This window comes from Curtobacterium sp. AB451, assembly GCF_050585845.1.
In the GTDB taxonomy this organism is placed as follows: Bacteria; Actinomycetota; Actinomycetes; order Actinomycetales; family Microbacteriaceae; genus Curtobacterium.
On record NZ_JBOBQG010000001.1, the window covers coordinates 577738 to 602992 of the forward strand.

Consider the following 25255-nt stretch of genomic DNA (forward strand, 5'->3'; position numbering starts at 1 on the left):
CACCGTGCCTCCCGTCGTGCGTCCGCTCGCGACTACCGCGCGGCGAGCTCCGCGACGATCCCGTCACCGGGTGCGGCGTCGACGAGGTCCGCCTCGATCTCCGCGTGCTCGAGGATGCCCTCGATCTTGCGACGACGGCTGCGCGGGACGATCGTGACGACGGTGCCCTCCTTGCCGGCACGACCCGTGCGGCCCGAGCGGTGCATGTACGCCTTGTAGTCGTCCGGGGCGTCGGCCTGCACGACCAGCGAGACGTCGTCCACGTGGATGCCACGGGCCGCGACGTCGGTCGCGACGAGGACGTTCACGCGACCGCTCGTCAGCAGCTGCAGGTTGCGCTGGCGCCGCGACTGGTTCAGGTCGCCGTGGAGCGAGGTCGCGCGGATGCCGGCGTCCTCGAACTGGTCGGCGAGCCGCTCGGCGTAGGCACGGGTCCGGGCGAACACGATGGTCTTGCCGTCACCCGCGACGAGCTCCTCGAGCAGCTGGTCCTTCTGGCGCTGCTCGACCACGAGCACGCGGTGGTCGATCGTCGACGAGGCCTGGTCCTCACCGGCGACCTCGTGGACGCTCGGTTCGTGCAGGAACTGGGCGACGAGCGACGCGACCTGGGCGTCGAGCGTCGCACTGAACAGGAGCTTCTGCGCACGGTTGCCCTGGGGCGTGACCTCGGCGGTGGCGGAGAGGATCTCCTGCACCGGCTCGAGGAAGCCGAGGTCGCACATGTGGTCGGCCTCGTCGAGCACGGAGATGACGACCTCGCTGAGGTCGAGCTTCCCCTTGTTCATGAGGTCCTGGACGCGGCCGGGGGTGCCGACGATGATGTCGACGCCGCGCTCGAGGGCGCCCTCCTGACGGCCGTACGGCACGCCGCCGTAGATCTGCGTCGTGAAGAGGCCGACCGAGCGGGCGATCGGCTGCACGGTGCGGTCGATCTGCAGCGCGAGCTCGCGGGTCGGCGCGAGGATGAGCGCACGCGGAGCGCGACCCATCTTCCGCTTCGTGCCGCCGCCGTGCTCCATGAGCTTCTCGACGAGGGGTGCACCGAACGCGATCGTCTTGCCGGAGCCGGTGCGGCCTCGGCCGAGGACGTCCTTGCCGGCGATCACGTCGGGGATGGTCGCCGCCTGGATCGGGAACGGGCTGGAGGCGCCGAGCTCGGCCAGGGCACGGGTGATGTTGCCGCCGATGCCGAGGTCGCCGAAGGTCACGCCCTCGACGTCGGCCGCGACGGTGGCCTCGGCCTGGAGCTTCTCGAGCTTGACGTCGTCCGCGGGGACGAAGTGCCCACGGGCGCTGTCGTCGCGGTCGAACGAACGACGCGGACGGTCGTCGTCGCGACGGGGTGCGCGGTCGTCACGGTCGAACCGACGCGGGGCACGGTCGTCACGGTCGAACCGACGCGGGGCACGGTCGTCACGGTCGAACCGACGCGGGGCGCGGTCGTCGTCGCGACGGGGAGCCCGGTCGTCACGGTCGAACCGACGCGGGGCACGGTCGTCGTCGCGACGGGGAGCCCGGTCGTCACGGTCGAACCGACGCGGGGCACGGTCGTCGCGGTCGAACCGACGCGGGGCACGGTCGTCGTCGCGACGAGGTGCGCGGTCGTCACGATCGAACCGACGCGGGGCACGGTCGTCGCGGTCGAACGAACGACGCGGACGGTCGTCCTGGTCGCGGCGCGGAGCACGGTCGTCACGGTCGAACCGACGGGGCGCTCGGTCGTCGTCGCGACGGGGGGCGCGGTCATCGCGGTCGAAGCGACGCGGGGCACGGTCGTCACGGTCGAACCGACGCGGGGCACGGTCGTCGTCGCGACGAGGTGCGCGGTCATCGCGGTCGAAGCGGCGGGGAGCGCGGTCGTCGCGGTCGAACGAACGACGCGGACGGTCGTCCTGGTCGCGGCGCGGCGCACGGTCGTCGCGGTCGAACCGACGCGGGGCACGGTCGTCGCGGTCGAAGCGACGGCCACCGCGGTCGTCGCGCTGCGGGCGGCCCTGGCCACCGTCGCGTGGCTCCCAGTTCGGCCGGCTCGGGCGCTCGCCCTGTGCCGCACGGCCGCGACGCTCTTCGGCGTCCCAGCGCTGCTTCTGCCGCGGAGCCGACGGGTCGGCGGCGCGGAACCCGCGGTGCTTGCTGCTGCGAGCGGCAGGGGTGCCGTTCGGGTGACGGACACGGTCGGAGGCGCGGTTGTCCGCGCCGCCCTTGTTGTACGGGGCCATGACTACTTCCTCGGGTGCGCAACGTACCGCAGCGCCCGGCAGCGACATCGGCGGGGGCTTGCGTGCGGAGAGGGGGTTCTTCCCGTCGCGGATCGACGTGAATCCAGCCCTCGAGCAACACACACCCAGAAGAACACTCCGTGATCACAATGTCACGGTGTCGAAGGCCGACCGAGTGAGTCTACGCGATGGACGCGTCGCTGGCCAGCCCACCGCCGGGCCGGGGCCGCGGGGCGAGGGCGACCCGTGCCTCCTGGACGGACCCCGGGTCAGGACTCGGCGAGCCGCTGCCGTTGCTCGGCCACGTCGAAGTCCGCTGCGGGCCAGGTGAGCTGCATGTCCTCGAGCGTGCGGAGCAGGAGCTGCTGCACGGCGAGCCGCGCGTACCACTTGCGGTTCGCGGGGACGACGTACCAGGGGTTCGTCGCGGTCGAGGTGCGCTCGAACACCGTCTGGTAGGCGGCCTGGTAGTCGTCCCACAGGAGTCGCTCGTCGATGTCGCCCGGGTTGAACTTCCAGTGCTTGTCGGGGCGGTCGAGCCGCTCACCGAGGCGCTCGCGCTGCTCGTCCTTCGAGATGTGGACCATGACCTTGACGAGGCTCGTGCCGGACGCGGCGAGCTCGTCCTCGAAGTCGACGATGGCCCCGTACCGGCGCTCGATCTCCTCGGGCGGAGCGAACGCCCGGACCTTCTGGATGAGGACGTCCTCGTAGTGGGACCGGTCGAAGACCCCGAGCTGGCCGGCACCCGGGAGCTGTCGTTCGATGCGCCAGAGGAAGTCGTGGTCGCGCTCCTCGGCGGTGGGCGCCTTGAACCCGGCGTAGTGCACGCCGTTCGGGTCCACCGCGCCGACGACGTGCGAGACGATGCCGCCCTTGCCCGCGGTGTCCATGGCCTGGAGCACGAGGAGCACGCGGCGCTGGTCGCCCGCGGTGGACGCGGCCCAGAGGCGCTCCTGCAGTGCGGACAGGCGGGAGGCGCCGGCGGCGAGCGCCTCGAGGCCGTCGATCTTCCGGCCAGGGAACCCCGGGGTGGCTTCCGGGTCCACCCGGTCGAGGCGGAACCCGTCCTCGACGCGGAGCAGCGGTTCGGGGTCGGCGTTCCAGGCCTTGCGACGGCTCACGGGTCCTCCTGCGGGGTCGCCCCCATCCTGGCACCGACGGGCGGGTTCGTCCGGCGGGGCCGGGGCGGGGTCGTCGGGGCGCGGGGTCGTCGGGGGCGGGGGCGTCGGTGGGGCGGGGGTGTCGGTGGGGCGGGGTCGTGTGTGGTGCGGGGTCCTCCCGTGGGTGGACGACGGCCCGTGGCGGCCGGGTTACCGTTGACCTGATGAGGTCAGGCCGTCGCACGCTGCTCGCGCTCGTCGCCGCGGTCGTGGCGCTCGGCGCGGTCGCGTCGTGCAGCACGGACCCGGTCGGGGACGACAACCGGACGGTGACCGCCGGACCCGTCATCTACCCGCTGTCGCTCCGGTACCACGGCATCGACGTCGTCGCGGACGTGCCGTACGGATCGGACCCGTTGCAACGGCTCGACGTGTGCCTGCCGGCGGACAGCGCGCCGGACACCACGACGACGCCGACCCCGGCCGCGTCGGCCTCGGCCTCGGCAGACCCGGATGCGGACGCGGTCGGCCTGCGGGCCGGAGACGCCGTCGCGGTCGATGCGCAGGCCCGAGACACCGGCGCGGGCGATGCGGCCGCCGGAGGCACCGTCGCGGGCGATGCGGTGGCCGGGGTCGCCGAGCAGGCGGCCGGGGGCACGCGGCCCGCCGTCCTGATGATCCACGGTGGGAGCTGGTCGCACGGCGACAAGGCGACCGCCGCCTACCGGTCCGTTTGCGAGTACCTGGCGTCCGAGGGCTTCGTCACCTTCAACGTGGACTACCGGCTCGCCCCGACGGACCCGTTCCCGGCCGGGCTCGACGACGTCCGACGGGCGCTCGACTGGGTGTTCCGGCCGTCGACGCTGTCCACGTACGATGTCGACCGGAAGCGGGTCGGGGTGTTCGGGGGCAGCGCGGGTGGGAACCTCGCGGCGATGCTGGCGGTGACGGACCACGACTCCACGGCGTACGCGCAGGGCGACCGGATCCGTGCCGTCGTCGACCTGAGCGGCCCCACGAACCTGACGTCCCGCTCGACCGAGGCGGACGGCGTCTCGGCGTCGTTCCAGCGGAAGCAGCTGCTGTACCTCGGCTGCCGGACCTACACGGACTGCCCCGCGGCGACCCGGGCGTCGCCGGAGTACCACGTCACCTCGGACACGGCGCCGTTCTTCATCGGGCACTCGACCGACGAGTTCATCCCGCTGTGGGAGTCGCAGGAGTTCGCCGCGACGCTCCGTCGGCACGACGTCCCGGTGACGTTCGTCGCGGTCGAGGGGTCGGCGCACTCGATCGCGCAGCTCGACGAGGCGATGAGCAAACGCGTCGTCGCCTTCCTGCACGCGCGCCTGGGCTGAGGCGCGGACACGCGACACGCACGCACGCGTGCACGCACGCGCCCCCGAGTCTCGGCTCGGCGGACGTTCCTCGGGCGCCGGCGGCGCGGAACTGTCCGCGGAGCCGAGACTCGGCACGGGCGGCGGCACCGGCACGGGCACCAGCCGCGGCGGCGGCGCCGGCGACGTGCCCCGGCCGGGTGGCACCCGGAGTCGGGACTGCCGCCCGACGCCCACGGCGCGCAGACTTCGGGGGTGACCGACACCTCGACCCGCTCTGCGCACGCCACCGCCTCCCGTTGGGAGCGGCACTCCTCGCTGCAGACGTTCGCCGAGCTCCTGCTCGGCCTGTCGTTCACCGCCGCCGTCGCCTTCGGCGGGTACGCGGCCGTCACCGGCCGGATGACCGTGCTGTCGCAGGGCGCCGGCGTGGTCTTCCTCGTGACGCTGACCTGCGTGCTCGTGTCGTGGTTCCGAGCGGTCGAGCGCGAGGACGCACCCGCGGCGGCGCGTCCCGTCGCCCCGGCGACACCGGCGCACCCGCTCTCGGCGATCGACGCCGAGTACCGCCGCTAGCCCGCGGACCCCTCGCCGGACGCGCCCCGCTCGAGCCGCGCGTCCCGCTCGGACTGCGCATCCCCGTCGAGCCGCGCCGCCCGCCGGTCGGCCCGCTTCTCGAAGAAGCCCTCGACGAGCGCGTACAGCGACGGCAGCACCACGAGGGTCAGCAGCGTCGACGACACGAGCCCGCCGATCACGACGAGCGCGAGCGGCTGCGAGATGAACCCGGACTTGCCCGTGAGCCCGATGGCCATCGGGAGCAGCGCGAAGATCGTCGCGAGCGCGGTCATCAGGATCGGGCGGAGTCGCCTCGTCGCACCCTCGATCAGGGCGTCGTGCACCCGGAGCCCTCGGCGTCGGTACTGGTTGACGAGGTCGATGAGCACGATGGCGTTCGTCACCACGATGCCGACGAGCATGAGCAGCCCGATGAGCGACGCGACCCCGAGCGGGATCCCCGTGACGATCTGCAGGAGCACCGCACCGGTCGCCGCGAACGGCACGGACACGAGCAGCAGCAGGGGCTGTCGGAGGCTCCGGAACGTGGCGACCATGATCACGTAGACGATCAGGATCGCGACGAGCATCGCGAGCAGGAGCTGGCTGAACGCCGACGACTGGCTCGACGCGACGCCGCCGATCTCCGCCGAGGCACCACGCGGCAGGTCGAGCGCGTCGACGGCCGCCGTCACGTTCTGCACCGCGGCGCCGAGGTTCGTCGAGTCGGGCGTGACCGTGATGGTCGCCGTGCGGACCGCGTTCGAGGTCGTGATCGAGGTCGGCCCCTCCGCCCGTTCGACCGTCGCGAGGTCGGACAGCGGCACCGATCCCGTCGAGGTCGGGACCGACAGCGACCGCAGTGCCGCGGCGGTCGTCGGCGGCGCAGGGTCGGCGATGTAGACGTCGAGGGTCGCGTCGTCGATCTCGATCGTGCCGGTGTCACGTGGCGAGACGGCCGCCGCGACGATCCCGCCGACCTGCGTCTCGGTCAGCCCGCGTTCGGCCGCCGCCTTCCGGTCGACCCGGACGGCGAGGTACGGCTCGGACGCGGCGAGGTTGCTCGTCGCACCGGTCGTGGCGTCGACCTTCCGCATCTCGCGCAGCACCGACGCCGCGGCCGTCCGGAGCTCGGCCTGGGTCGGCGCGGTGACGTCGACCTCGATGTCGCTCGAACCGCCGAAGCCGCCGCCGGCGGTCGACAGGCTCACCTCGCCGACCCCGTCGATCCGGTCGATGCGGTCGCGGGCGGTGGACTGGATGGTGGTCTGGTCGTCGCCGGCGTCGGTCGTGACGTTGTACTGCACGGACGCCGAGGCCCCGCCACCGAACGCCGCCTGGATCGACTGCCCGCTCGTCCCGATGGTGGTCTGCACGGTCTGGACGCCGTCGACGCCGCGGAGGACACGCTCGACCTTGCGCGCCGCGTCGGACTGCTCGTCGAGGCTCGTCCCCGGCTCGAGGTCCTGCGTGACCGTGAACGTGTTCTGCCCGGAGTCGCCGAGGTAGTTCGTCTTGACGAACGGCACCGCCGCCCCGGTGCCGCCGAGGACGAGGACCGCCAGCACCACCACGAGCGCCGGTCGGCCGACGGCCCAGCGCAGCACCGGCTGGTACGCGCGCCGGAGCCGGTCCGAGGTCCCGGCGTCGTGCAGGTCAGCGGCGGACGACAGCGAATCCGTCGCGGCGGAGGCGCGAGCACCGGACCCCGCGGAGCCCGCGGGAGCCTCGGGCGCCGCGGTGTCCACGGACTCCGCGGACCCTCCGGCGTGCCGGTGGGTCTTCGGCGTCCGGAGGAACCAGTACGCGAGCACCGGGACGATGGTCAGCGACACCAGCAGCGACGCGACGAGCGCCATCGTCACGGTGAGCGCGAAGGGCCGGAAGAGCTCGCCGACGAGTTCCGCGACGAACGCCACCGGCAGGAAGACCGCGACGGTGGTGAGGGTCGAGGCGGTGACGGCTCCGGCAACCTCGCGGACGGCGTCGAGGACCGCCCGGGTCCGGTCCACGCCGGGCTGCAGGTGCCGCTTGATGTTCTCGATGACCACGATCGAGTCGTCCACGACACGTCCGATCGCGATCGTGAGCGCGGCGAGGGTGATGACGTTCAGCGTGTAGCCCGTGGCTCGCATGCCGATCGCGGCGAGGAGCACGGACGTCGGGATCGAGATCGCGGTGACGATGGTCGACCGGACCGACAGCAGGAACAGCAGGATCACGACGACGGCGAAGCCGAGGCCGAGCAGTCCCTCCTCGGCGAGGGAGTCGATCGACTGCTGGATGTAGGGCGCCTGGTCGAACACCACGGTGAACCGGGGGTCGCCGGCGACCTTCGCCTCGATGCCGGGCAGGGCGTCCCGGACCGTCTTCGAGACGTCGACGGTGTTGGCCTCCTGCGTCTTCGTGATGGCGATCGTCACGGCCGTCTCGCCGTCGACGCGGCTGATCGAGGTGCGCGGGGACTCCTCGATCGCGACCTTCGCGACGTCGCCGATGGTGGTCGGCGTGGTCGCGGCGGTCGTGCCCGAGGCGGTGGTCCCGGAGGCGCTGCTCGCGCCCGTCGCGCCGCTCGCCGCCGTCCCTCCGGTCGCGCTGGTCGCGCTGGTCCCGCCGGTCGATCCCGGCGCGCCCGTCGAGCCGGTCGCGCCGGCGCCGGTCGCACCGGTACCGCTCGCACCGGTCGCCGAGGCCGTGGACCCACTGCCCCCGCTGCTCGACGACGCGGTCAGCGGCAGGGCCTCGATGTCGTCGAGCGACGCGATCCGCTCCCCCGTCTGCACCGACAGCGTCGTGCCGTCCTGCGTGATCGTGCCGCCGGGGACGAGCGTGCCGTTGTCGTCGAGCGCGTCGGCGATCGACTGCGTCGTCAGCCCCTTGGACGCCAGCTCGTCGGTGTCGGGCGTGATCACCACGCGCCGACCCGGGTTGCCGAAGACGTCGGCCTGCCGGACGCCGTCGAGCTTCTCGATGTCGGGGATCGCCGTCGCGTTCAGCCGATCGACGAGCTGTTCCTGGTCGCCCGTGCCGGACACGGCGAGCTGCAGCACGGGCAGGTCGTCGAAGGACCCGGTGACGATCTGGGTCTGCACGGTGTCCGGGAGCGACAGGGCGTTCACCGCGGTCTGGATCTTGTCCTCGGCGCTGGCGAGGTTCGAGCCGTAGTCGAACGACGCCGAGACGACGCTCTGCCCGGTCGACGACGTCGCACTCGTGGACTCGAGGTTCGGGACGACCTGGATCGCCTGCTCGATCTTCGTCGACACGTCGTTCGACACGACCTCGGGCGTGGCGCCCGGGTAGGCGCTGACGATGGCGACCTGGGGGAACTGCACGCTCGGGATGAGCTCCTGCTTGAGGCTCGTGAGCGCGATGCCGCCGAACACCGCGACGACGACGGTGACGAGCGCGATGAGCGCCCGGTTGCGGAGGCTGAAGACCGAGAGGAGGTGCACACCCCGATCCTTGCAGGGCGGAGCGCGACGCACTCAGCCGCCGAGGAGCAGGCGACGCACTCAGCCGCCGAGGAGCAGGTAGATGCCGAGCACCCCCACGGTCCCGAGCACCCCGGTCGCGAGCGCCACGATCCGGCCGGTCGGGGTCCGGGCCGCGAGCACCGCGACGACGAGCACGGCGACACCGACGACGATCTCCACGACCCAGGTCGTCGAGCCGGTGGTCGCCGCGACCTGCAGCAGTGCGCGGACGCCCTCACCGACGAGCACGGCGGCGGTCGCACCGAGCGCCGGCCCGCGCCACCGGACGTCCCGCGTCCGGACGGCCACCGCGACCGCACCGGCGAGCACCCCCGTGGGGATCCCCATCAGGACCCAGAAGTTCGTGATCGACAGCACGTCCGGGTACCCGCGCAGGTTCGTCGTGGCCCAGTAGCCGACGTGCATCAGCTCGAGGAGCACGATGCCGAACAGCATCGCGAGCGGCAGCGCCACGCGGCCGGCGCGGACCCCGGCGAGCAGGCAGAGGGCGGTCGCGACGACGAACCAGGGTCCGGCCGAGTTGGCGACGCTCGAGAGCCCCGGGACGGCCTGCCCGAACGAGGTCAGCACCCCGGCGAGCAGGGCACCCGTCAGTGCCATCGACACCCGGGCGGCCGCGGGCACCCGGTGCTCCCGGGCGTCGGCGGTGCGGACGGTCGTGCCGGCGTGCATGGTCGTCTCCATGGGACCAGGATCCCCGCCGAGTGGCGCCGGGTGCATCCCTCGGCAGGGCCAGATCGCGCGGTCGGCGTCACCCCCGAGGATGACCCGCCGGGCGACCCGGCCACCCGTCACACCACGGCGGCGAGCGATCCCCGCACCCCGGCTGCGTCGCCGCCGATCCGAGCCCACGACCGTCCGAGCACCTCGACGAGCCGGACCCGGTCCGCCGGGGACATCGTGAAGGGCACCCGCAGGAACCGCTCGAACCCGCCGTCCGGTCCGAAGACCCCTCCGGACGCGAGCACGACGCCCTCGGCCCGCGCGGCGAGCACCAGGGCGCTCGAGACCGGTCGCCCGAGCCCGACCCACGTCGTCAACCCGCCCGCCGGCGACGGTACGTCCCACTCCGGGAGCCGCGCGCGCAACGCCCCCACGACGTCGTCGCGACCCTGGCGCAGGTACTCGCGCCGCGCCTCCAGGACCGCCGCCGTGCGCGGGACGAGCTCCCGCGCGACCAGCTGGTCGAGCACGGGTGTGCCGAGGTCGCCCGTCGGGCGGGCGAGCAGCAAGCGCTGCAGGAGCTCGGGAGCGGCTCGGATCCAGCCGATGCGCAGGCCGCCCCAGAAGACCTTGTCGGCGGACCCGATCATCACGACCGACGCACCGGACGGGTCGGCCGCCGCCAACGGCAGGGACGGCGAGCCCTCGATCCGCAGCTCGCCCATGGTCTCGTCGGCGATGACCGTCGTCCCGGTCGACGCCGCCACGGACAGCAGCAGCTGCCGGGTCGACGCCGACATCGTCGCGCCGGTCGGGTTGTGGAGCTCGGGCATGACGTAGGCCACGGCCGGTGCCGTGCGGCGCATGGTCGTCTCGAGCGCCGCGGCGTCCCAGCCGGTCCGCGCGTCCACCGGCACGCCGACGAGTCGTCCGCCGGCCTCGCGGAAGGCCTCGTGCGCGTGCGGGTAGGTCGGGGACTCGACGACGACCGCGTCCCCGCGGCGGACGAGCACCCGAGCGAGCAGGGCGATGGCGTGCTGCGCCCCGATGGTCACGACGATCTGGGAGGGGTCGGTGGGCAGCCCCCGCTCGGCGTAGCGCTCCGCGATCGCCGCGCGGAGCCCGGGGTCGCCCACGGTGTCGTACCCGATGCCGGCGAGCGCGGCGGGCACGTGCCGCATCGCGTGCTCCACCGCCTCGGCGAGTCCCGGTGCGGCGTGCAGCGCCGCCTTGCGGAGGTCGAGCAGGTCGTCGTCGACCACCCCGCCGAGCCGTTCCGGGTCCGGTCGACCGATGAGCCCGGCCGGCAGGCGGACCACGCTGCCGGAGCCGCGGACCGACACCAGGAAGCCGTCGGAGCGGAGCCGGGAGTACGCGTTCGCGACCGTGGTCCGCGAGACGCCCAGCGCCGTGGCGAGGCCCCGCTCGGCCGGCAGCCGCACGCCCTGCGGGACCCGCCCGTCGATGACGAGCACGCGCAGCGCGTCGGAGAGCGCCTCGTACGCGGGGGCGTCGGTGCCGGCGCGCCAGTCGGTGAGGAGGAGCGCTGCGGACCGAGCGCTGAGCAGGACCGGGGTCATGGATCCACGGTAGCCGAATTGGCTCTCGACCAGCAGTCCAATTTCCACGACGATCGAGCCATGCCCCGCTCGACCGCCCTCACGCTCCGCTTCGTCCAGCTCTTCGTCGGCCTGTTCCTCTACGGGGCCTCGACGGCCCTGCAGGTCCGCGCCGTGGTCGGCGTCTCGTCGTGGACGGTCCTCACCGAGGGGCTCGAGCACGTGGTGCCGTGGTCGTTCGGCGTCATCACCGTGGTGTCGAGCGGCGTGATCCTGCTGTTCTGGATCCCGCTCCGCCAGAAGCCGGGCATCGGGACGCTGCTGAACGCCCTCGCGATCGGACCGAGTGCCGACCTCGTGCTGTGGCTCGTCCCGACCCCGGCCGATCTCGCGAGCCGGGTCCTGCTGTTCGCCGCGGGACTGGCGCTCCTCGCGGTCGCCACCGCGTTCTACATCGGCGCCGGCTTCGGCACGGGGGCGCGCGACGGCCTGATGGTCGGCCTGCACGAGCGGCTCGGGTGGCCGGTCTGGGTGGCGCGGACCGTCATCGAGGTGTCGGTGGTGGTCGTCGGCTGGTTCCTCGGCGGCGACGTCGGTGTGGGCACCGTGATCGCGGCGTTCGCGATCGGCCCGATGGTGCAGCCGCTCATGCCGCTGTTCCGTCGGTTCCCGTGGAGCCCGGAACGGACGCGTTCAACCGTCGCGGAGTCGTCCCGTCCGACACCCGGCCCGGAGGCGCGGGTCACCGGTTGAAGGACGAGTCCGGACGTTCAGGCTCGGCGAGGATGTGCGCCAGGGCCGCAAGTGTGTCGGCAGGCGTGTCGAGCAGCGATTCCCACTGCCCGGCGTACTGCGAGTTGGCAATGGGCCGACCGGTTCGGACAGCGAGTCGGACGAGGAACTTCTCGACTTCGATCGACCGGATCCGCTCGGGTTGCTCGAACCACGCGAAGCTGGCGCTAGGAGTGACGAAGTCGTACTCGAGGAATCGTGCGAATGCGCTTCGAGCATCCGAGACTTCCCGCTCCGCGTATCGCTTGACGATGAGTTCCTCCCGATCAGCATGTGCACGAGCGAGCTTTGCCGCGGCTTCCGCGATCGCAGCCCGAGCCTGATCGATGTCAAAGTCGCTGAGCCAAAGGTCGACGGAGACTGACGCATTCGCCGCGATCGTCGCAGTCCAAGCCGAGACCATCATCGGACGCCCCATTGGGCTCACGGTGACGAATTGGTCCAGCGGCCGCCCCTCGGCGCGCGAAGCCCAGACAGCCTCGTTTCGCGTCCGCGCCGAGGAGTCCTGCTTGCCGACGTAGACAACGTCCCCCGTCCCGCCCTCAGCGACCTGAACGTACAGGTGTGGAAGACCGGCAGTTTCTCCACCTTGGATGCTGAGCCGCACCCCTACACTCGCGGCAAGCGCGGTCATCTCGTCCAGCTTCACGTCACAGCCGATCTCTTGCGTCTGGCGAAACGCATCGGCGCTTTCTCTGTCCGCCCGGAATCGACCGCGCTGGTGCGCGGGACACGCTGCCACCCCTGCGCGTCGATCCGGGCTCGCCGTGTCCAGACATCAGGCAACCTCGGCAGCCAACGGAGGCTCTTCCTCGGCGAGCAGCCCGGTCGCGGATCTCGGCGGCAGCTCGGAAGCTCCGGCCTCTCGGTAGGCATCGAGCCACGACGACGCGTGCCGAGCCTGCTGTGTCGCCCGCAGTCCGGCGAGTGCCACCCCAGCGATGAGCAGGAGGCTGATGAACCCTGCTGACAGTCGGAATTCCGGGGGTGCCACGGACTCCGGTGCCGCCGCCAGAATCGCGTTCAGCGCCGCAACGACAGCCGCGACAACGGACAGCGCCGTGCCTACCGAGACCTCCTTCAGCTCCGCGAGCTCGCTGAGTACCTTCCGCCGGAGTTCACGGTTTTCAGCTGCCGCAGAAGCGAAGTCATCGGCCTGCTTCTGGCTGGGAACGCCTCCGTTACCAGGCTTCGGCATCCAACGCTTCCAATTCTGAGCTTCAGTGGGTGTCGTGTTCATAAATGAGATTCCTTTCGGTTCCAAGGTGCTCAATCGGACGCCGGGCGAGTTTCGTCGGTGAAGCACGAGAAAATCGTGCGATCAGTGAACTCGCGATGTATCGTGTCCTGCACAGACGCGATACATCGCGAGTTCGAGGAGGCAACATGGCCCAGGAGAAGTGGCTCGTCGAGGAGCCGAAGGTGATCGACACCGGGATCGTCCGCCGCTTGCGCGTCGGACTCGCCGGTGGTCAGGTCGACGTCGTCGCCCACGACGAGCCGACCGCGCGCATCGAGGTGCACAGCGTGTCCGGCAAGCCGATGAAGATCGAGCTCGACGGGGACACGCTCACCATCGACCACCCGCAGGTGCGCTGGGACGACCCGATCGGGTTCCTGAAGTCGTTCCACGGCAAGGCCCACGCCGACGTCAGCGTCCTGGTCCCCCGCGACGCGATCGTCACGCTCGGCGTCGTCTCGGCCGGCGCCCTGCTGTCCGGCACCAACCGCGGTGCGACGCTCAACACGGTCTCCGGCGACGTGGTCGTCGACGGCGTGGCGGGCGACGTGACCGTGAACGCGGTGTCCGGCACCACGACCATCCGCGACCTCGACGGCGCCCTCACCGTGCACACCGTGTCCGGCGACGTCGTGGCGACGGGTGCGATCCCGCGGTTCCAGGCGGACGGCGTCAACGCCGACGTCGTGCTCGACCTGCACGGCACCCCCGACCAGGCTCGCGTCAACACGGTGTCCGGTTCGGTGAGCGTCCGGCTCGAGGACGGCGTGCCCTACCGGTGCACCGTCAGCACGGCCTCCGGCAAGCTGCAGTTCGACGACTCGGAGATCCGCGGCGTGCGGGGGTCCTACGTCAAGCAGGGCGGCGAGCTGTCCGGACAGTGGCTCGACCTCAAGGTGAACTCGGTGTCCGGCGACATCGCGGTGCTGCACGCCCCGCCCGTCGCGGAACCGTCGGAGGGATCCGCCCTGACCACCCCGAGCACCCCCGCGGCTCCGACGACCTCGGTCACCGACAGCGAGGTGCCCGAATGAGCCCCGTCTTCGCGCACGGCCACCTGCGCCTCTACCTGCTCGTGCTGCTGGCCGACCACCCGATGCACGGGTACGAGGTCATCCAGGCCCTCGGCGACCGCTTCGGCGGCACGTACGTCCCGAGCGCCGGCACCGTGTACCCGCGGCTCGCCAAGCTCGAGGAAGAGGGACTCGTCACGAAGTCCGCCGACGGCCGGAAGACCGTCTACGCCATCACCGACGCCGGCCGTGCCGAGCTCGACGCCCGCGCCGACGAGATCGCCGCGGTCGAGAACGGCGTGAACGACTCGGTGAAGTCGCTGGCCGACGGCGTCCGCGCATCGGTGGGCGAGGCGATGCGCTCCCTCCGCGCCGACCTCGCGGCGAGCGCACAGGCCCCGCGTGGGCAGACCGCCGACGAGCCGGAGGACGTCCCGTCCGAGGGTGCACGTGCCCTGCGCGAGGTCGAGATGGCGCTGTCGTCGTTCCGGCAGCAGGTCCGCGCGGACCTCCGCCGGCGTGCGACGCGCGGCACGCTCGGCTCCGACACCGTCACGCGCCTGCGCGACGGCCTGGAGTCCCTGCGCAAGTCCCTCTGACGACCGACGGCCGACGGACGGTCACGACCCGCGCCTCCAGGCAGACCGCCAGGAGGCGCGGGTCGTCCGTCACAGGCCGCGGTCGGCCAGCGCGTGCATCGCGTCCCGCAGGGCGCGTGCCGCACCCGCGCCCGCCCACTCGTAGGCGTGCGTGAACCGCTCGTCCTGCACGTACATGTCACCGAGCGTGCGGAACCGGTCGGCGGTGAGCTCGGCCGGGGGCGTCGCCTCGGCGAGCCACGCGAACTGGCGCTTCGCGAGTGCCGCGCCGGCCTCCGATGCCGGACCCGCGCCCGACGCGGCGAGCGCTGCGGCGTCCTGCGCGATCGCGCGCTGTTCCGCCTGGAACGCCTCCTTCGCGGCGGAGTCCTTCGACTCCCACCAGCGTGCGCCGCGGTCCCAGGCGTCGGCGCCCCAGCGCTCCTCGACCTCCTGCCGGAACCGTGTCTGGTCGAACCCGTCGAACGTGTCCGTGGTGTTCATGTCCACTCCTTCCTCGATCCTCGTGATGGTGGTCCGCACGGCCGCGAGCTGCCGGGCGAGCCGGTCGCGCTCGCGTTCGAGCCACGCGACGTGTGCGGTGAGGGCCGTGACGTCGTCCTGCTCCCCGTCGAGGACCCGGCGGACGTCGGCCAGGCCGAGCCCGAGGCCCCGCAGCAGCAGGATCCGCTGCAGCCGCACGAGCGCCTGGTCGTCGTACCGCCGGAGCCCACCCTCGCCGGTCGCCGTGGCGGGCAGCAGACCGATCGCGTCGTAGTGCCGGAGCGTGCGGCTCGACACACCGGCGGAACGCGCCACCTCGGCGATCCCGTGCGGCGCTTTCGCAGCCGGACTGCCCGTGTCTGTCGAATCCCTCATGCTGGAGAGGCTAGAGGTTGACGCTGCGTCAACCGCAAGCCCGATCCGGGGTGCGAACCACCCGACCCGATGCGGACCGGGAATACCGCCGGATCCGCCCGTGTTGACTCGCGCCCGGAAATGAGTAGGTTTGCCGCTCGTGACGAACGAGATCCGGTCGTTGAAAGCGCGACTGATCGGGGATCCCCTCCCCTCCGAGAAGCTCGAGGGACAGCTCCTCCCGAAGCACCTGGCACTGCCCATCTTCGCGAGTGACCCGCTGTCCTCCGTGGCGTACGCACCGCAGGAACTCCTCATGATCCTGCTGCTCGGCGGCATGGCGTTCCTGACCTTCGCCCCCTGGGTCGCCGCCCTCGTCGTGCTGCTGCTCGTCGTGGTCGTCGCGTCCTACCGACAGCTCATCAAGGCCTACCCGTCCGGCGGCGGCGACTACGAGGTCGCCCACCGGAACCTCGGCGAGAAGGCCGGACTCGTCGTCGCGTCCGCCCTGCTCGTCGACTACGTGATGACGGTCGCCGTGTCGGTCGCCTCCGGCGTGGACAACATCATCTCGGCCCTCCCCGTCCTCAACGAGTTCCGGGTCGAGCTCGCCCTGCTCTTCGTCGTGCTGCTCGCGGCGGCGAACCTCCGTGGCGTCCGCGAGTCGAGCAAGGCGTTCGCGGTGCCGACCTACCTGTTCGTCGCCTCCGTCTTCGTGATGGTCGTCGTCGGGTTGGTCCGCGTCGTCGCCGGCGACGCCCCCGTGGCGGAGTCCGCCGCGTACACCGTGCAGAACGTCGAGCACACGACCCAGGCCGCGTTCGTCCTGTTGCTCCTCCGTGCGTTCGCCTCTGGCTGCTCGGCGCTGACCGGTGTCGAGGCGATCGCGAACGGGGTGCAGGCGTTCCGTCGACCGAAGGTCCGCAACGCGCAGATGACGCTGGTGTTCATGGGGTCGATCGCGATCGTCCTGTTCGTCGGGCTCATCACGCTCGCGCTGGTCTCCCGCGTGCACTACGCCGAGAGCGCCTGCGACCTGCAGGGCTTCGCGCAGTGCGCCACGACGCCGCAGCGTTCCCTGATCGCCCAGATCGCCGCGGCGACGTTCGGGAACAACACGATCCTGTTCTTCGTCATCCAGGCCACGACCGCAGCCGTCCTGCTGCTCGCGGCGAACACCGCCTTCAACGGGTTCCCGCTGCTCGGTTCGATCCTGGCCCGCGACTCCTACGCCCCGAAGGCGCTGTCGACCCGCGGCGACCGGCTCATCTACTCGAACGGCGTGATCGTCCTCGCGCTCGTCGCGGCCGCGCTGCTGATCGTCTACCGGGCCGACGTCACGAGCCTCATCCAGCTCTACATCATCGGCGTCTTCGTCTCGTTCACCCTCGGGCAGACCGGGATGATCGTGCACTGGACCCGGCTGCTCCGCGACGACCGGGCCGGGACCGCCGCCGAACCGGTCAACCGCGGGCAGGTCATCCGTTCCCGGGCGATCAACGCGACCGGCGCCACCTTCACCTTCGTCGTCCTCGTCATCGTCACGATCACGAAGTTCACGCACGGCGCCTGGCTCGTGTTCCTCATCATGCCGATCCTGTTCGTGCTCATGCTCGGCGTGAACCGGTACTACCGCGACGTCTCGCACGAGATCGAGGCCGACGACCAGACGCAGTTCGGTGCGACCGGCGACCACGCGATCGTCCTCGTGAACAAGCTGCAGAAGCCGGTGCTCAAGGCGCTCGACTACGCGATCGCCGCGAAGCACGCGAGCTTCGAGGCGGTGCACGTCGCGATCGACGACGCCGATGCCGCACGCCTCCGCGCGCAGTGGCAGGAGTACGGCATCGAGGTCCCGCTGACCATCGTGCCGAGCCCCTACCGCGACATCTCGATGCCGCTCATCAAGTACATCAAGGCGCACCGGATGGAGCACGGCTCCGAGGTGGTGACCGTCTACACGCCGGTCTTCGTCGTGGGGCACTGGTGGGAGACCTTCCTGCACAACCACCGCGGCCGTCGCATCCGGAAGAAGCTGCTGCTCGTGCACGGCGTCACCGTCGCGCTCGTGCCCTGGCTGCTGGACTCCTCCGAGCTCCTGTACGGCCGTCGCTCCCGCCCCCTCCCCGGGCAGGAGCGCCGCGGCGAGCCGATCCGGCCCGCGCTCCGCCGGTCACCGCACGGTGTCGTCCACCACGAGGTCGAGGACGACCGCCTGCTCCGGTCGGCCGAGCGGAACAGCCTCCAGCCCCGCCGAGCGACCCGGCCGGCCGGTCCCGCCGAGGGCGTCGACCAGACCCAGTGCACCGGCGAGATGCACGTGCTCGTCCCCTCGCCGCCGCGCACCGACGGTCGCTCGTCGTAGCATCTGACGTCATGACGATCTCCGACCTTCGCACGTTCGCGACGTTCGACGGGCACGGGGGCAAGGTCTCGAAGCGCGTCGAGGTGCTCGACCACGAGCCGACCCCCGGCGGTCCGCACGAGGGACTCGTCGCCGTCCGGGGCCCGCACCCCCTCGGTGCCCTCGACGAGCGGGCGGCCGACGACGAGACGCACCGGATCGGCTGGGTCGATCCCGCCACGCTCCGCGACTGGTACCGCCCCGACCGCGTGGTGGTGTCCCGCCTCGAGGCGCGTCGGTCCGGCATCGAGCCCGGCACCTACGCCGACTCCCGCGGTCGCGGTCGGGTCCGGATCGACGGACTGGAGGCGCGGCTCGCCCCCGACGGTCGGCCCGCCTTCCGCGCGCTGGCCGGTTCCGCGGACGCCCCGGTCGTGGACGTGGCGCTCCCCACCGACCAGGCGGTGCGGCTCGTGGTGGTCCGAGCGGTCGACGAGGGGATCGAGATCGTGACGACACCGGTTTCGCCGTTCCTGTCGCCCGGGCGGTACCCGGCCTTCGGTGACGACGTGGTGGGGCTGCCCCCGCGCGCAGCCACCGGGTCCGTGTCGGTCAGCGCTGCCGTCCTGATCGACGGCACCCTGCACGAGGTCGAACGGATCGACGAGCGGGCCGCGACGATCTGGATCCGCCGCGACGGCCGTTCGGTGCCGATCGCGGTGAGTTCGGTGGGGCCGGACCTGGTGCGGTACACCGCGGTCGCGGACTGAGCGCGCGGTCGTTCCGTCGCGTCGGGCGCGGGCGTGTGATGAGTCCTGCCGTCGGGTCCGTGTCGTCGCGGGTGTCGACGCGCGGGCCGGTGTCCGCATCGACGTCCGTGTCGTCGTGCGGGCCGGTGTCCGGGTCGACGTCCGTGTCGGTGTGCTGCCGGTGTCCGGGGGACGCCACCGTGGGCGTTCCGGTCGGCGGCGCGGCGTAGCGTCCGTGCCATGAGTGACGCAGACCCGACCGACGACCGCACCGAACAGCCCGAGACGCTCGGCGGAGCCCGACCCGACCCCAGCACCGACGCCAGCAAGGACCCGGAACAGTGGGTCACCGGCGACGAGCCCATGACCGGGCCGCAGCGCAGCTACCTCGACACCCTCGCCCGCGAGGCCGGCGAGGAACTCCCTGCCGACCTCACCAAGGCCGAGGCCTCGGAGCACATCGACCGCCTGCAGCAGCAGACCGGGCGCGGCGCCGACTCCTGACGGGACCGCCCAGGCCCGGGTCCGCGTTTCGGCGGACCCGGGCCTGGGCATGTTCTGGCGATGTCCGGGAAGTCCCCCGCACGGGGGTGAACGATGACGCGTCACCGGTTACGGTCGGCGGCATGCGAACGACAGCGACCTCCATCGGCCTGACCGCGCTCCGCATCGTCCTCGGCGTGGTGTTCGTCGCGCACGGCGCCCAGAAGTTCGCGCAGGGACTCGGCTCCGTGTCCCAGGGCTTCTCCGGCATGGGCGTCCCGCTCGCCGACGTCGCGGCGCCCCTCGTCGCCGGACTCGAGCTCGTCGGGGGCGTGTTGCTCGTGCTCGGTGTCCTGACCCGGGTCGTCGGCGTGCTCCTGGCCGTCGACATGGTCGTGGCCGGGCTACTCGCGCACGCGTCCGCGGGGTTCTACTCGCAGGACGGCGGGTTCGAGTACGTCCTGGTCCTCGCGGTGGCGTCCCTCGCGGTGGCGCTGACCGGGCCGGGTCGCTTCTCGCTCGACGCCGTGGTCCTGCGGGCCTCGCGCCGGCGCCGCGGCGTCGAGGGACCCCTCCCCGCCTGACGCGCCCGTGCCGGCGGCCCGCGGGCCCGCGTACCGCGTGCCGCGCGCCGCGCGGGCCGGCGGGTCGGAGGCCGCGCGGGGCCGCTCGTCACGCACCGTGCGCCTTCCCACATCCCGTGCGGCGTTGCCCGCCCGGTGCGGCGCTACAACCTCGCACCGATCGAGCAGCGCCGCACCCGGCCAACAACACAGCACCGTCCCCACCGCCACCGCGAGCCCGAACCACGCCCGCGCACCGTGCGCCCTTCCCCAACCCGTGCGGCGTTGCCCGCCCGGTGCGGCGCTACAACCTCGCACCGAGCGAGCAGCGCCGCGCCCGGCCAACAACACAGCACCGTGCGCACCGCCACCGCGAGCCCGAACCACGCCCGCGCACCGTGCGACCTTCCCCAACCCGTGCGGCGTTGCCCGCCCGATGCGGCGCTACAACCTCGCTCCGAGCGAGCAGCGCCGCGCCCGGCCGACGACACAGCACCGTGCGCGGCCATTTGGTGCGAGGTCAATCGGTGCGCGGCCAGGCCGTGCGTGATCAGTCGGCGTGCGCAGCCTGCCCGTCGGGGTCGTCCTCAAGGACGTCCATCACCTGCCGAGCGATCCTCCGGCCGGCCCGGTTCGCGCCGATCGTCGACGCCTGCGGCCCGTACCCCGCGAGGAAGAGCCGCGGCTCGTCGACCGAGCGCCCGTCTTCGACCACGATCCCGCCGGCGGCAGTCCGCAGGTGCAACGGCGCGAGGTGCCGCAGGTCCGCGCGGAACCCCGTGGCCCAGATCACGGCGTCGGCGTGCACGTGCTCGCCGTCGGCCGTGACGACACCGGTCTCGTCGAGTCGCGTGAACATCGGCGAATCCCGGAGGACACCGCGGTCGAGTCCCGCACGGATCCGGCGCGAGATCGGGACCCCGGTGCCGGACACGATGCTCGGCAGGGTCTCCCCCGCCCGGGCAGCCCGGTCTTGCTCGTCCACCGCCGCGACCGCGGACTCGACGTCGAGCGCCGCCGCTTCGGACCACACCACCGGGCGACGCGTGAACCACCGCGTCCGCGCAGCCACTCCGTCGAGCTCGAGCAGGAAGCCGATGGCACTCGTCCCGCCCCCGACCACCACCACGTCCTGCCCGGCGAACTCCGCCGCGCTGCGGTACTCCGTCGTGTCCACCTGCCGACCGCGGAAGACGTCCCGGCCCGGGTACCAGGGGACGAAGGGCGTGCCCCACGTCCCCGAGGCGTTCACCACGACGTCCGCGCCGATCCGGCTCGTCCCCCCGTCGGCACTGCGCACGGTGACGCACAGTCCCGCCGAGGATCCGGTGGTGTCCGCGATGCGCGACACGGAGGTCACCGCGACCGGCCGCCGCACGCGCAGGTCGTAGTACTGCTCGAAGCGTCGGTAGTACTCGCCGACGACGTCCCGGGCCGGCCGCGACCGATCGGCGTCGTCGAACCGGAGGCCCATCGCGTTCATCCCCGGCAGGTCGTGCACGCGGTGCGCGGCTCCGAGACGGAGGGCCTCCCACCGGAACTGCCACGCTCCTCCGGTCGCGGGCGCCCGGTCGAGCAGCACCAGGTCGCTCCCCGGCGTCAGCCCGAGCCGACGGAGGTGGTATCCCGCCGAGAGACCGGCCTGACCCGCGCCGATCACCACGACCCGGGCGTGCTGGTCGGCCGGGGCCTGCGCGTCGTCTGTCATCACTTCGATTCTGCTGTGGGCGGGGCCGTCGCGGCGACGTCCAGATCGGGGTACATGGTAGAGTGATCGGCAGATTTCAAACCACGAAACCGTTCGGTTCCCCGGGTGACTCCTCTCCCGCCAGGACCGGACCAGAGCCGATCACGAGGGGGTCACGCATGGGGCGCGGCCGTCAGAAGGCGAAGCACACCAAGGTCGCCCGGGAACTGAAGTACTTCAGCCCGGAGACGAACTACGGTGCGCTCGAACGCGAGCTCTCCGCCGGGCAACACTCGGATGAGAACTCCTACATCGACCGCTGGGCAGACCAATACGGTGATGACCAGCTCGAAGAAGACGACGAGTTCGAACCCCAACAGGACCAGAACAAGTCCGCCTGACCCAGGCTCGATGACGACGCCGCGCACCCTCCGGGGCAGCGCGGCGTTTCGTCGTACGTGCAGGCCGGTGTCACCGTGCCGCCCGCATCGATGCGCGAGCACGGTGCGACGTTGTCCGCTTCGATCGACCGGCGCAACGTCGGCTCGTGCACGCACATCGGATGCCGGCGCATCGTCCGACATCGCACCCGTCGATCGACCGGCGCGGTGTCGCATCATGCACACGCACTGATCCCGGGCGCTCCCCGAGGTCGCACGACGCGCCGCGCCCGTTCCACCCGGTCGCGCGAACTGCCGCCCGGAAGGAGTCCGGACGGCAGTTCGTGCGACCTCGCGCCCGCGTGGCGCGCGCCCACCCCGCACCCGCGCGGCGACGCCCGTCCCGCGCCAAACGTGGCGCGGCGCGGCCCACCCCGCGCCCGCCCGCCCCGCGCCCGGGACTCAGCCCTCGTACGCCCCCACGAGACGCACCGCGCCGCCGTCGACACCCTTCGCACCCTGCTCGAACCCGGCGAGGTCCTCGCGCTCCGAGGTCGAGATCGACCCGACCGCCCACGACGGCAGGCCGGCAGCGCCGAGCGACGCGATGACGTCCGACGCGGCAGCCTCCGAGACGACCGCGAACATGCCGATGCCGAGGTTCCAGGTGCCCTCGGTGTCCTCGATCGGGGTCCCGGCCATGTCGGCGAGGACCCGGAACACGGGCAGGGGCTGCCACGTGGAGCGGTCGACCTCGACCCAGGAGCCGACGGGGAGGACACGCGCCAGGTTCGCCGCGATGCCGCCGCCCGTGACGTGCGAGAGCGCGTGCACGGCACCCGGGTGCTGCTCGATGAGCGACAGCAGCGGCGTCGTGTAGAGGCGCGTCGGCTCGAGCAGGGCCTCCCCCACGAGCCCGCCGAGCTCCGGCAGGGAGTCGGTGTAGGCGACGCCACGCGACGACAGGATGTGTCGGACGAGCGAGTAGCCGTTGGAGTGCAGCCCGGAGGACGCGATCGCCACGACGACGTCGCCGTCCTGCACGAGGTGCGCGCCGAGCTGCGACCCGGCCTCGACCGCGCCGACCGCGGCACCGGCCACGTCGTAGTCGTCCGGCCCGAGCAGGCCCGGGTGCTCGGCGGTCTCGCCACCGACGAGCGCGGTGCCGGTCTCCGAGCAGCCACGCGCGATGCCGGCGACGATGTCCGCGATGCGAGCGGGCACGACGCGTCCGCACGCGATGTAGTCCGTCATGAAGAGCGGCTTCGCCCCGACCACGACGATGTCGTCGACGACCATGCCGACGAGGTCCTGGCCGATGGTGTCGTGCTTGTCGATCGCCTGCGCGATCGCGACCTTCGTGCCGACGCCGTCGGTCGAGGTCGCGAGCAGCGGTCGTGAGAAGTCCTTCAGGAACGAGACGTCGTAGAGTCCGGCGAAGCCACCGACGCCGCCCAGTACGGACTGGTTGTGGGTGGCCGCGACCGCGGACTTCATGAGTTCGACGGCCAGGTCACCGGCGGCGGTGTCCACTCCGGCTTCGGCGTACGGGTTGGGCATGCTGAGTCCTTCGCGGTGACATGGCAGACTTGTTCGGTACCCCCCGATTCTACGGTCTGGAGCACACCCGCGAATGTGCGGCATCGTCGGCCTCGTTGCACAGGGCCCCGCCAACCAATCCATCTACGACGCACTGCTCCTGCTGCAGCACCGCGGGCAGGACTCGACGGGCATCGCCACGGTCGAGGGCCACGTGCACCACATGCACAAGACCCGCGGGCACGTCCGCGAGGCGTTCCGCACCCGTGACATGCGCGCCCTCCTCGGCACCATGGGGCTCGGGCACGTCCGCTACGCCACCAAGGGCGCCGCGAGCAACGAGGAAGAGGCCCAGCCGTTCTACGTGAACGCGCCGTACGGCATCGTCCTCGTCCACAACGGCAACCTCACCAACACGCGGGAACTCACGCGTGAACTGTTCGACATCGACCGTCGACACCTCAACACGACGTCGGACACCGAGCTGTTGGTGAACGTGCTGGCGCACGAGCTGCAGGGGCAGGTCCGCGGCGCGAACCTCGACCCGGGCCAGGTCTTCGACGCCGTCGAGCGCGTGCACGAGCGCGTCGAGGGCTCCTACGCCACGATCGCCACGATCGCCGGGCACGGGCTGCTCGCCTTCCGCGACCCGTACGGCATCCGTCCGCTCATCCTCGGGCACAAGTTCGACGAGGCCGGGCAGCCGGAGTGGGTCGTCGCGAGCGAGTCACTCGTGCTCGAGTCCGGCGGATACGAGATCGTCCGCGACGTCGCCCCGGGCGAGGCCGTGTTCATCGAGATGAACGGTCAGATGCACGCCCGGCAGTGCGCGAAGAACCCGCGACTGGTGCCGTGCTCGTTCGAGTACGTCTACCTGGCCCGACCCGACTCGGTGATGAACGGCATCTCGGTCTACGACGCACGCCTGCGCCTCGGCAACCGGCTCGCCGACACCATCGAGCAGTACGCGCCGACGGGTGACATCGACGTCGTCATGCCGATCCCCGACTCGAGCCGACCGGCCGCCATGCAGGTGGCGCAGAAGCTCGGCATCGAGTACCGCGAGGGCTTCTACAAGAACCGCTACGTCGGCCGCACCTTCATCATGCCGGGGCAGGCGGAGCGCAAGCGGTCGGTGCGCCAGAAGCTCAACGCGATGTCGTCGGAGTTCAAGGGCAAGAACATCCTGATCGTCGACGACTCGATCGTCCGCGGCACCACCAGCCGCGAGATCGTCGAGATGGCCCGTGCCGCCGGGGCGAACGAGGTCACCTTCACGAGCGCCGCGCCGCCTGTCCGGTACCCGCACGTGTACGGCATCAACATGCCGACGCGCGCCGAGCTCATCGCGCACGACCGGAAGATCCCGGAGATCAACAAGGTGCTCGGCAGCGACCACCTGATCTACCAGGAGATCGGCGACATGCGCGACGCGATCATCGAGGGGTCCGACGTCACGGACCTCGAGATGAGCTGCTTCACGGGCGAGTACGTCACGGGCACCGTCAGCCCGGAGTACCTGTCCTGGGTCGAGGCGAACCAGCTCAGCTGAGCGACGGTCGCGAACGCGACCCAGCAACGGACTGGAGGCGCGGTGCCAGGCCGAGCCGCGCCTCCAGTCCGTCAGATGCGGACGACTACGGCGCCCGGTCGCCGTCCGGCCGAGCGTCGCCGTGGTCCTCGATCTCGCCGTCCACGGTCTCGGGCGGCAGCTCGACCTCGACGCGCTCCGCCGTGAGGCGGGCGGCCCGGCGCGCGAACACGCGGTCGAGCACCACGGCGACGACGGCGCCGACGAAGGCGCCGATCGTGACGCCCCACAGGCTGAAGTAGCCGACCAGGCTGCCGAAGCTCGCGGTCTCCTGCGTGTCCCCACGGTCGATGTCCATGGTGAGCGACACGACGACGAGCGTCGCGATGAAGCCGAGGACCGCACCGCCGACGATGAAGACCCCGAACTTCGGGGCACGACGGATCGTCACCTCGTCGGAGGAGGAGACGGCGTTCGGCGCCGGAGCCGGTCGTTCGTCGGGTCGGTCGGTGTTGCTCACACGTCCATTGTCCCCCACTGTGGGACGTGCTCCGGCCTG

The 25255-nt window shown here is 71.8% G+C and carries 22 protein-coding genes; 11 read left to right on the forward strand and 11 right to left on the reverse strand.

What is annotated here, in order from left to right:
• Window positions 1–32: 32 nt before the first annotated feature.
• Together ACQXVK_RS02670 and ACQXVK_RS02675 are read right to left on the reverse strand one after the other, a co-directional pair.
• Window positions 33–2222, reverse strand: a complete 2190-nt coding sequence (locus ACQXVK_RS02670) for a DEAD/DEAH box helicase (protein ID WP_430852576.1) — start codon at window positions 2220–2222, stop codon at window positions 33–35.
• 269 nt (window positions 2223–2491) lie between these two features.
• Window positions 2492–3346, reverse strand: coding sequence for a PPK2 family polyphosphate kinase (locus ACQXVK_RS02675; protein ID WP_430852578.1), 855 nt, complete (start codon window positions 3344–3346; stop codon window positions 2492–2494).
• Between the two features lie 203 nt (window positions 3347–3549).
• On the opposite strand from ACQXVK_RS02675, the gene ACQXVK_RS02680 reads away from it, so the two are divergent.
• Window positions 3550–4683, forward strand: a complete 1134-nt coding sequence (locus ACQXVK_RS02680; protein ID WP_430852579.1) for an alpha/beta hydrolase — start codon at window positions 3550–3552, stop codon at window positions 4681–4683.
• Between the two features lie 234 nt (window positions 4684–4917).
• Window positions 4918–5238 carry a hypothetical protein gene (locus ACQXVK_RS02685; protein ID WP_430852580.1) on the forward strand — a complete coding sequence of 107 codons (321 nt, stop codon included), beginning with the start codon at window positions 4918–4920 and terminating at the stop codon, window positions 5236–5238.
• Here the strand turns inward: ACQXVK_RS02685 and ACQXVK_RS02690 are convergent.
• The 3 genes from ACQXVK_RS02690 to ACQXVK_RS02700 form a co-directional block, all read right to left on the reverse strand.
• Window positions 5235–8675: an efflux RND transporter permease subunit gene (locus tag ACQXVK_RS02690; protein WP_430852581.1), complete on the reverse strand. Its 3441-nt coding sequence runs from the start codon at window positions 8673–8675 to the stop codon at window positions 5235–5237. The genes ACQXVK_RS02685 and ACQXVK_RS02690 overlap by 4 nt on opposite strands.
• A 60-nt stretch (window positions 8676–8735) precedes the next feature.
• Window positions 8736–9401 (reverse strand): DUF6518 family protein, encoded by a 666-nt coding sequence (locus ACQXVK_RS02695; RefSeq protein WP_430852582.1) that lies wholly within the window; start codon window positions 9399–9401, stop codon window positions 8736–8738.
• Between the two features lie 107 nt (window positions 9402–9508).
• Window positions 9509–10960: a PLP-dependent aminotransferase family protein gene (locus ACQXVK_RS02700; protein WP_416395703.1), complete on the reverse strand. Its 1452-nt coding sequence runs from the start codon at window positions 10958–10960 to the stop codon at window positions 9509–9511.
• A 60-nt stretch (window positions 10961–11020) separates the two neighbouring features.
• Here ACQXVK_RS02700 and ACQXVK_RS02705 point away from each other — a divergent pair, with 60 nt between their 5' ends.
• Entirely contained in the window at window positions 11021–11692 is a 672-nt protein-coding gene (locus ACQXVK_RS02705; protein WP_430852584.1) for a YczE/YyaS/YitT family protein, read from the forward strand.
• On the opposite strand, the gene ACQXVK_RS02710 is transcribed toward ACQXVK_RS02705, so the two are convergent.
• Both ACQXVK_RS02710 and ACQXVK_RS02715 read right to left on the reverse strand, forming a co-directional pair.
• The gene (locus tag ACQXVK_RS02710; protein ID WP_430852586.1) at window positions 11682–12380 is read right to left on the reverse strand and encodes a hypothetical protein; all 699 of its coding nucleotides are present in this window, start codon (window positions 12378–12380) and stop codon (window positions 11682–11684) included. The two genes, ACQXVK_RS02705 and ACQXVK_RS02710, sit on opposite strands and share 11 nt — an antisense overlap.
• 129 nt (window positions 12381–12509) lie before the next feature.
• Entirely contained in the window at window positions 12510–12971 is a 462-nt protein-coding gene (locus tag ACQXVK_RS02715) for a hypothetical protein (RefSeq protein WP_430852588.1), read from the reverse strand.
• Between the two features lie 146 nt (window positions 12972–13117).
• Between ACQXVK_RS02715 and ACQXVK_RS02720 the strand changes: the two genes are divergently transcribed.
• Both ACQXVK_RS02720 and ACQXVK_RS02725 read left to right on the forward strand, forming a co-directional pair.
• Complete coding sequence (locus ACQXVK_RS02720; RefSeq protein WP_430852589.1) at window positions 13118–14005, forward strand: DUF4097 family beta strand repeat-containing protein; 888 nt, start codon at window positions 13118–13120, stop codon at window positions 14003–14005.
• On the forward strand, window positions 14002–14583 hold the full coding sequence (locus ACQXVK_RS02725; RefSeq protein ID WP_022908414.1) for a PadR family transcriptional regulator: 582 nt from the start codon (window positions 14002–14004) through the stop codon (window positions 14581–14583). The genes ACQXVK_RS02720 and ACQXVK_RS02725 overlap by 4 nt, the downstream gene beginning before the upstream one ends.
• Window positions 14584–14652: 69 nt before the next feature.
• On the opposite strand, the gene ACQXVK_RS02730 is transcribed toward ACQXVK_RS02725, so the two are convergent.
• Window positions 14653–15441, reverse strand: a complete 789-nt coding sequence (locus ACQXVK_RS02730) for a MerR family transcriptional regulator (RefSeq protein ID WP_402265064.1) — start codon at window positions 15439–15441, stop codon at window positions 14653–14655.
• A 130-nt stretch (window positions 15442–15571) separates the two neighbouring features.
• Here ACQXVK_RS02730 and ACQXVK_RS02735 point away from each other — a divergent pair, with 130 nt between their 5' ends.
• From ACQXVK_RS02735 to ACQXVK_RS02750, 4 genes are all read left to right on the forward strand, one after another.
• Window positions 15572–17785, forward strand: a complete 2214-nt coding sequence (locus ACQXVK_RS02735) for an APC family permease (protein ID WP_416395710.1) — start codon at window positions 15572–15574, stop codon at window positions 17783–17785.
• Window positions 17786–17796: 11 nt separating this feature from the next.
• On the forward strand, window positions 17797–18534 hold the full coding sequence (locus ACQXVK_RS02740) for a hypothetical protein (RefSeq protein ID WP_430852590.1): 738 nt from the start codon (window positions 17797–17799) through the stop codon (window positions 18532–18534).
• Between the two features lie 219 nt (window positions 18535–18753).
• Complete coding sequence (locus tag ACQXVK_RS02745; protein ID WP_430852592.1) at window positions 18754–19017, forward strand: DUF3072 domain-containing protein; 264 nt, start codon at window positions 18754–18756, stop codon at window positions 19015–19017.
• 122 nt (window positions 19018–19139) lie between these two features.
• A complete protein-coding gene (locus ACQXVK_RS02750; protein ID WP_430852593.1) occupies window positions 19140–19580 on the forward strand; it encodes a DoxX family protein in 441 nt (146 codons plus the stop codon).
• A gap of 529 nt (window positions 19581–20109) precedes the next feature.
• Here the strand turns inward: ACQXVK_RS02750 and ACQXVK_RS02755 are convergent.
• Complete coding sequence (locus ACQXVK_RS02755) at window positions 20110–21267, reverse strand: NAD(P)-binding domain-containing protein (RefSeq protein WP_430852594.1); 1158 nt, start codon at window positions 21265–21267, stop codon at window positions 20110–20112.
• A gap of 158 nt (window positions 21268–21425) precedes the next feature.
• Here ACQXVK_RS02755 and ACQXVK_RS02760 point away from each other — a divergent pair, with 158 nt between their 5' ends.
• A complete protein-coding gene (locus ACQXVK_RS02760; RefSeq protein ID WP_022908422.1) occupies window positions 21426–21647 on the forward strand; it encodes a DUF3073 domain-containing protein in 222 nt (73 codons plus the stop codon).
• 441 nt (window positions 21648–22088) lie between these two features.
• Here ACQXVK_RS02760 and purM read toward each other — a convergent pair whose 3' ends face one another.
• Window positions 22089–23186, reverse strand: coding sequence for a phosphoribosylformylglycinamidine cyclo-ligase (gene purM / locus ACQXVK_RS02765; protein ID WP_430852595.1), 1098 nt, complete (start codon window positions 23184–23186; stop codon window positions 22089–22091).
• 73 nt (window positions 23187–23259) lie between these two features.
• On the opposite strand from purM, the gene purF reads away from it, so the two are divergent.
• Window positions 23260–24717 (forward strand): amidophosphoribosyltransferase, encoded by a 1458-nt coding sequence (purF, locus tag ACQXVK_RS02770; protein ID WP_402265084.1) that lies wholly within the window; start codon window positions 23260–23262, stop codon window positions 24715–24717.
• Window positions 24718–24802: 85 nt separating this feature from the next.
• Here purF and ACQXVK_RS02775 read toward each other — a convergent pair whose 3' ends face one another.
• On the reverse strand, window positions 24803–25216 hold the full coding sequence (locus ACQXVK_RS02775) for a hypothetical protein (protein ID WP_430852597.1): 414 nt from the start codon (window positions 25214–25216) through the stop codon (window positions 24803–24805).
• Window positions 25217–25255 lie beyond the last annotated feature (39 nt).

Excerpts from the sequence above, each read along its gene's own strand:
- ACQXVK_RS02755 (WP_430852594.1), bottom strand. The coding sequence starts at position 21,267 with ATGACAGACGACGCGCAGGCCCCGGCCGACCAGCACGCCCGGGTCGTG.
- ACQXVK_RS02760 (WP_022908422.1), top strand. The coding sequence starts at position 21,426 with ATGGGGCGCGGCCGTCAGAAGGCGAAGCACACCAAGGTCGCCCGGGAA.
- ACQXVK_RS02670 (WP_430852576.1), bottom strand. The coding sequence starts at position 2,222 with ATGGCCCCGTACAACAAGGGCGGCGCGGACAACCGCGCCTCCGACCGT.
- ACQXVK_RS02740 (WP_430852590.1), top strand. The coding sequence starts at position 17,797 with ATGACGATCTCCGACCTTCGCACGTTCGCGACGTTCGACGGGCACGGG.
- ACQXVK_RS02680 (WP_430852579.1), top strand. The coding sequence starts at position 3,550 with ATGAGGTCAGGCCGTCGCACGCTGCTCGCGCTCGTCGCCGCGGTCGTG.
- purF (WP_402265084.1), top strand. The coding sequence starts at position 23,260 with ATGTGCGGCATCGTCGGCCTCGTTGCACAGGGCCCCGCCAACCAATCC.
- ACQXVK_RS02750 (WP_430852593.1), top strand. The coding sequence starts at position 19,140 with ATGCGAACGACAGCGACCTCCATCGGCCTGACCGCGCTCCGCATCGTC.
- ACQXVK_RS02695 (WP_430852582.1), bottom strand. The coding sequence starts at position 9,401 with ATGGAGACGACCATGCACGCCGGCACGACCGTCCGCACCGCCGACGCC.
- ACQXVK_RS02745 (WP_430852592.1), top strand. The coding sequence starts at position 18,754 with ATGAGTGACGCAGACCCGACCGACGACCGCACCGAACAGCCCGAGACG.
- ACQXVK_RS02715 (WP_430852588.1), bottom strand. The coding sequence starts at position 12,971 with ATGAACACGACACCCACTGAAGCTCAGAATTGGAAGCGTTGGATGCCG.
- ACQXVK_RS02725 (WP_022908414.1), top strand. The coding sequence starts at position 14,002 with ATGAGCCCCGTCTTCGCGCACGGCCACCTGCGCCTCTACCTGCTCGTG.
- ACQXVK_RS02730 (WP_402265064.1), bottom strand. The coding sequence starts at position 15,441 with ATGAGGGATTCGACAGACACGGGCAGTCCGGCTGCGAAAGCGCCGCAC.
- ACQXVK_RS02700 (WP_416395703.1), bottom strand. The coding sequence starts at position 10,960 with ATGACCCCGGTCCTGCTCAGCGCTCGGTCCGCAGCGCTCCTCCTCACC.
- ACQXVK_RS02705 (WP_430852584.1), top strand. The coding sequence starts at position 11,021 with ATGCCCCGCTCGACCGCCCTCACGCTCCGCTTCGTCCAGCTCTTCGTC.
- ACQXVK_RS02720 (WP_430852589.1), top strand. The coding sequence starts at position 13,118 with ATGGCCCAGGAGAAGTGGCTCGTCGAGGAGCCGAAGGTGATCGACACC.
- purM (WP_430852595.1), bottom strand. The coding sequence starts at position 23,186 with ATGCCCAACCCGTACGCCGAAGCCGGAGTGGACACCGCCGCCGGTGAC.